The sequence below is a fragment of the Protofrankia sp. Cr1 genome (genome assembly GCF_963555865.1).
GTDB lineage: Bacteria > Actinomycetota > Actinomycetes > Frankiales > Frankiaceae > Protofrankia.
The window spans coordinates 11,507-17,571 of sequence record NZ_CAUVXO010000027.1 but is presented as its reverse complement, the minus strand read 5'-3'; the positions used below and the strand labels follow the sequence as shown (position 1 = coordinate 17,571).

General features: G+C 67.6%; 5 protein-coding genes. 4 read left to right on the top strand and 1 reads right to left on the bottom strand.

Translation table 11 applies throughout. The annotated features are described in order from the left end of the window. Positions 1 to 33: 33 nt before the first annotated feature. Positions 34 to 963, bottom strand: coding sequence for a heme o synthase (locus tag U9980_RS04685; RefSeq protein WP_322766840.1), 930 nt, complete (start codon positions 961 to 963; stop codon positions 34 to 36). A gap of 583 nt (positions 964 to 1,546) precedes the next feature. On the opposite strand from U9980_RS04685, the gene tal reads away from it, so the two are divergent. The 4 genes from tal to pgl form a co-directional block, all read left to right on the top strand. Continuing rightward, positions 1,547 to 2,653, top strand: a complete 1,107-nt coding sequence (tal, locus tag U9980_RS04680) for a transaldolase (protein WP_322753125.1) — start codon at positions 1,547 to 1,549, stop codon at positions 2,651 to 2,653. A 93-nt stretch (positions 2,654 to 2,746) separates the two neighbouring features. Further along, positions 2,747 to 4,267, top strand: coding sequence for a glucose-6-phosphate dehydrogenase (gene zwf / locus U9980_RS04675; RefSeq protein ID WP_416210155.1), 1,521 nt, complete (start codon positions 2,747 to 2,749; stop codon positions 4,265 to 4,267). 88 nt (positions 4,268 to 4,355) lie between these two features. Continuing rightward, positions 4,356 to 5,375 carry a glucose-6-phosphate dehydrogenase assembly protein OpcA gene (locus U9980_RS04670; RefSeq protein WP_322766839.1) on the top strand — a complete coding sequence of 340 codons (1,020 nt, stop codon included), beginning with the start codon at positions 4,356 to 4,358 and terminating at the stop codon, positions 5,373 to 5,375. Continuing rightward, on the top strand, positions 5,375 to 6,065 hold a 691-nt coding region (gene pgl / locus U9980_RS04665; RefSeq protein ID WP_322766838.1), incomplete at its 3' end, for a 6-phosphogluconolactonase. The genes U9980_RS04670 and pgl, both read left to right, overlap by 1 nt.

The window sequence follows — 6,065 nt, the reverse complement described above, 5'->3', positions numbered from 1 at the left end:
GGTCACCATCACGACGAAAATCGCCTACCCAAATCAACTGGTGAGCGCCGCGACCGCGACCGCGACGAACAGGAGCGTCAGATAGGTGATCGAGATGTGAAACAGCCGCATCGGCTGGATCTCCCCCCCGCGGCGAACCTGCCAGACCAGCCGGTGGGCCTCGGCCAGAAACCACCCGCCGAGCACCGCAGCCACGACCAGATACGGCCATCCCGTATGGGCGACGGGGACGAGTAGCAGGGAAACAGCCACCATGGCGTAGGAGTAGCCGAGCATCCGTCTGGTGACCACCGCGGGGGACGCGACGACCGGCAGCATCGGGATACCTGCGGCGGCGTAGTCGTCCCGGTATTTGATCGCAAGCGCCCAGAAGTGCGGCGGTGTCCAGAAGAAGATCACAGCAAACAGCAGAACGGCGGGCCAACCGACCGTTCCGGTCACCGCTGACCAGCCGATGAGAACCGGGAAGCAGCCGGCCGCGCCGCCGATGACGATGTTGGACGGGGTACGCCGCTTGAGTCCCAGGGTGTAGACGAAGACGTAGAACACGATCGCCCCGTCAGCGAGCAGCGCCGAAACCCAGTTGACGGCGAAGCCGAACAGGGCTGTGGCTGCCACACCGAGCAGAATCCCGAACCGCAGTGCCTCAGCAGGGGTGACGCTCGCCTGTACGAGGGGCCGCCGACGTGTCCGCGCCATCAACTGGTCGATGTCGCGGTCTATATAGCAGTTGAACGTGTTTGCGCTGCCCGCCGCGAAGGTCCCGCCGACCAGCGTCGCGAGCACCAACCACAGGGACGGCAGGCCGTGCTCGGCCAGCAGCATCACCGGTACGGTTGTGATCAGCAGCTGCTCGATGATCCGGGGCTTGGTCAGGCCGAGGTAGGAGCGGGCCAGCGCCCCGGCCGGGCGCCGGGACTTCGCTGGACCCGCAGGCCCACCGGACTCCGGCTGCGCGGACATGTTCCGCTCCGGCAGACTGGAAACCGACGTAGACGCGGCCAAGGCGGACAGGACGACCTCGCGATCGGCGGGAGACGGAGGGCACCCGCACAGGCTCGGGCCCCGCGACCGGGGCTCACAACGTGGTTCTACGACGTGTCGGAGTCTAGCCGTCGGGTGTTGCGCCGAGCGCCCTACCCACGGACAGACAAGATTTTTCTCTCAAGTAACGATCACAACACATGGCGTAGTCAGCCAGCGGAATCACACGATCTTCAATCACTCAAGGCTTGCGTTGCTGCACATTAGATGAAGAAATCGTCAAGTAGAAGTAACGGAAGGATAGTGTTCTCGCTAACTTTCCCGCGCCGCCACGAGGATCCGGACACTGGGATGAGGCGACCGCGAGAGGGTAGGGGCATCATGGCGGCACGGCGCCGGGGCTTGTGCGGCGGTGCCCGGTCAACAGGCCGTGACCTGTCTGCAGGTGCTGCCGCGGTGGTCGCCACAGCCGTTCCCGGTGCCACAGCCGTTCCCGGTACGGCGCAGCGCCCGACAGTGCCAGACCATGTACCAACGCCCGTGGAGAGGACGTCACAGCGCGATGACCGACCCCTTGGCTCAGCTTTCCACCGCCGGAGTGGCGGTCTGGCTCGATGACATCAGCCGCGATCGCCTGCGTACCGGCAACCTCGCCGAACTGATGCGCACCCGCGCCGTCGTCGGCGTCACCAGCAACCCGACAATTTTCCAGAAGGCGATCAGCAGTGGCTCCGCGTATGACGAGCAGATCCGCGATCTCGCCGTCCGCGGGGTGGACGTCGGTGAGGCTGTCCGAGCGATCACGACGGCCGACGTCCGCGCCGCCTGTGACGTGCTGCGTCCCGCATATGAAGCCAGCGGCGGCGTAGACGGCCGGGTGTCGATCGAAGTGGACCCTCGGCTGGCCCATGACAGCGAACGCAGCGTGGCCGAAGCCCGGGCGTTGTGGTGGTTGGTCGACCGACCGAACCTGTTCATCAAGATCCCGGCTACCCTGGCCGGCCTGTCGGCAATCACCGCGACGCTCGCCCAGGGCATCAGCGTCAACGTCACGCTGATCTTCGGACTGGACCGTTACGACGCCGTCATGGATGCGTACATGACCGGCATCGAACAGGCCGGGCAGGCCGGCCATGACCTGTCCAACCTTGCGTCGGTCGCTTCGTTCTTCGTCAGCCGGGTTGACACCGAAGTGGACCGCCGGTTGGAGAAGATCGGCACCGACGAGGCCAAGGCACTGCGAGGCAAGGCCGCGGTCGCCAACGCACGGTTGGCCTACGAGCGTTACGAAAAGGCCTTCGCGACCTCGCGCTGGTCGGCCCTTGCCAAGGCCGGTGCCAGGCCGCAGCGACCGCTGTGGGCGTCGACATCCACGAAGGACCCGGCGATGCCGGACACGATCTACGTCGCCGAGCTGGTCGCCCCGGGCACGGTCAACACGATGCCCGAAGCAACGCTGCACGCGTTCGCCGACCATGGGGTGGTCACGGGTGACACGATCAGGCCGCACTACGACGATGCCCGTGCCGTGACGGCCCGCATGACCGAGCTCGGTATCTCGCTGCCCGACGTGGTCGAGGTACTTGAGCGCGAGGGTGTGGAGAAGTTCGAGGACTCCTGGAACCAGCTGCTCACAGCCGTGCACGAGAAGTTGGACGCGCAGCGCTGACTGCCGCGCGGCGATGATTCTGGACCTGCCCACGACAATTCCGGACAGCACGATAATTCTGGACAGACAGAGGGGGTTCGGGTGACACCAGCGGTGAGCACCAACCCACTGCGGGACCCGCGCGACCGCCGCCTGCCACGGCTGCCTGATCCGTGTGCGCTCGTGGTCTTCGGAGTTACCGGTGACCTGGCCCGCAAGAAGCTGATCCCCGCCATTTACGACCTGGCAAACCGGGGTCTGCTGCCACCGGGTTTCGTACTGCTCGGGTTTGCCCGGCGCGACTGGAGCGACGGTGATTTCGCGGACATCATCCGGGAAGCCGCGGAAAAGGGCGCTCGGACGCCGTTCCGCGAGGAGGTGTGGGAACGCCTCGCACCCTCGATGAAGTTCGTCCCCGGATCGTTCAACGACGACGCCGCGTTCGACATCCTCGCCCAGACCCTGCTCGACCTCGAGGAAACCCACGGGGTTCCGGGAAATGCGGCTTTCTACCTGTCCATTCCGCCGTCGGCATTTCCGGTCGTCCTCAAGCAGATGCAGCGCACCGGTATGGCGAACAACGAGGCGTCCGGCGGCTGGCGGCGGATCGTGGTCGAAAAGCCCTTCGGGCACGACCAGGAGTCGGCCCGCGCGCTCAACGAGCTCGTCGACGACGTCTTCACCCCCGAAGACGTGTTCCGCATCGACCACTACCTGGGCAAGGAGACCGTCCAGAACCTGCTGGCAATGCGGTTTGCCAATACCCTGTTCGAACCGATCTGGAACTCCCACTTCGTGGACTCCGTTCAGATCACAATGGCCGAGGACGTCGGTATCGGCTCGCGCGCCGGGTTCTACGACGAGACCGGCGCGGCCCGCGACGTTCTGCAGAATCACATCCTGCAGCTGCTGGCGCTCACCGCGATGGAGGAGCCGGTGAGCTTCAACGCAGATGCCATCCGGTACGAGAAACTCAAGGTCCTGCGGGCGATCTCGCTGCCGACCGACCTCGCCGCCTACGCTGTCCGTGGCCAGTACGAACAGGGCTGGCTCGCCGGCCGGCGAGTGACGGGCTACCTCGAGGAAGACGGCGTCCCCGCGGATTCGCGGACGGAGACCTACGCCGCCGTCCGGATCGGAATCGAAACCCGCCGGTGGGCCGGTGTTCCGTTCTACCTGCGCACCGGCAAACGGCTGCCGCGCCGGGTAACCGAGATCGCGGTGTTGTTCAAACCGGCGCCGCACCTGCCGTTCGACGCCACCGATACCACCGAGCTCGGCCACAACCAGCTGGTGATCCGGGTCCAGCCGGACGAAGGCGTGACGTTGAAATTCGGGTCCAAGGTGCCGGGCTCCGCCATGGAGGTCCGCGATGTCGCCATGGACTTCCTGTTCGGCGAGGCGTTCACCGAGTCCCTACCCGAAGCCTACGAAAGGCTCATCCTCGACGTGCTTCTCGGGGATGCGACGCTGTTCCCGAACAACGCCGAGGTGATCGAGTCGTGGCGGGTGATCGACCCGATGGAGGACTTCTGGGCCGGGACCGTCCCGTTCCGCTACCGGTCGGGCACCTGGGGACCAGCAGCCGCCGACGAGATGCTCGCCCGCGACGGGCGCCGCTGGAGGCGGCCATGAGGCTGGCGACCACGATCACTGCCCCGTCGACGGCCGAAGGGCCGCCGACCCGGACGGCACAGATCGCACGGATAGCACGGAGGCGGCCATGACAACTCTGTGGGACACGACTGGCACCGATGTCGTCAAGGCGTTGGCGGCCGAACGACGCTCAGCCGGGGCGCTCGCCTTCGGTCTGGCGCTGACCCTTGTGGTTGTGGTGGACGAGAAGCACGTCAGCGTGGCCGAGAGCGCCGCGACCACGGCGGCGGCGGCCCATCCGTGCCGCCTGCTCATCGTCGTCCGGCGCCAGGTCGACGCCTCCAACTCGCGGCTGGACGCCGAGGTCTCCATCGGTGGCCGGCTCGGGCCGGGTGAGGCCGTGGTCATGCGGATGTTCGGACGCCTCAGCCTGCACGCGGAGTCGGTGGTCCTGCCGCTGTTGGCACCGGACGCGCCCGTGGTGACCTGGTGGCACGATGTTCCCCCGGACCGCATCGCCTACGATCCGCTCGGGGTCTTCGCCGACCGGCGGGTCACCGACGCGTCCGTGGCGGAGGACCCGATCGCCGCACTGCGCCAGCGGGCGGCGGACTTCGCGCCCGGCGACACCGACCTTGCGTGGACGCGGCTGACCGCCTGGCGGACCTTGATAGCCGCCGCGTTCGACTCGCTCATCGAGAAGCCGCGGGCGGTCACCATTGTCGGAGGGGACGTCGACCCCAGTGTCCGTCTGCTGTCCGGTTGGTTCTCCGACCGCCTGAACCTGGCGGTCAACCTGGAGACGAAGGCACACCGTGGGCTCGCCGAGGTACGATTTGATCTTGATGACGGCGAGCTGACAGTCGCCCGACAGGACTCCCGCACCGCGGTACTGAAGCGGCCCGGCCAGCCCGACCGGGCCGTGCCGCTGACCGAACGCGGCCTCGGTGATCTCCTGGCCGAGGAGCTACGCCGGCTTGACCATGACGGGCCCTACGCCGACGCTCTGGCGGCCTGGAGTGGAATCGGAGGTCTCGCGTCCCGTTCCCCGGTCCGCGAACACATCTGGCGCGACCCGATGACGGGCACCGCGGCCAGTCCGGCAACAGCGAGCACGACGGGCACGATCGCGGGGACGGCTGGCTGATGGGCGCGCCACCGCAAGTGATCATCCATCCTGACGCGGACCTGCTCGCCGCCGCGACCGCGGCCCGGCTGATCATCAACCTCCAGGAGGCACAGGCTGCCCGCGGCACCGCGTCGGTGGTACTCACCGGTGGCGGTATCGGCACGGCGACGCTTCGGGCGGTCCGCGACAGCCCGATCGTCGCAGCGGTCGACTGGGCACGGGTCGACGTGTGGTGGGGCGACGAGCGGTTCGTTCCCCTCGACTCGACCGACCGCAACGACGGCCAGGCCCGAGCGGCCATGCTCGACGCGCTGCCCCTTGACCCGGCCCGGATCTTCACGATGGGCGACCCGGGCAGCACTGCCGACGCTGACGCGGCCGCGACCACCTATGCGCGGCTCCTCGCCGGACGCGCGACCGCCGGCTCCCCTGCGCCCGCCAGGAGCACGGCCGACACCACGGCGGCGGCCCCGGCCTTTGACGTGCTGCTGCTCGGCATCGGACCGGACGGCCACGTGGCGTCGATCTTCCCGGGCTCCCCGGTCGTGGACGCCCGGGCAACGACTGTCGCGGTCCGTGACTCCCCTAAACCACCACCGGTCCGGATCACCCTCACGTTCCCCGCCATCCAGGCGGCCCGTGAGGTCTGGGTCCTCGCCGCCGGCGAAACAAAGGCCGACGCGGTGACCCGGGCACTCGCGGGCGCAT

Bases quoted from the DNA above. Each gene is read 5' to 3' on its own strand.
- tal (WP_322753125.1), top strand. From the start codon at position 1,547: ATGACCGACCCCTTGGCTCAGCTTTCCACCGCCGGAGTGGCGGTCTGG.
- U9980_RS04670 (WP_322766839.1), top strand. From the start codon at position 4,356: ATGACAACTCTGTGGGACACGACTGGCACCGATGTCGTCAAGGCGTTG.
- U9980_RS04685 (WP_322766840.1), bottom strand. From the start codon at position 963: ATGTCCGCGCAGCCGGAGTCCGGTGGGCCTGCGGGTCCAGCGAAGTCC.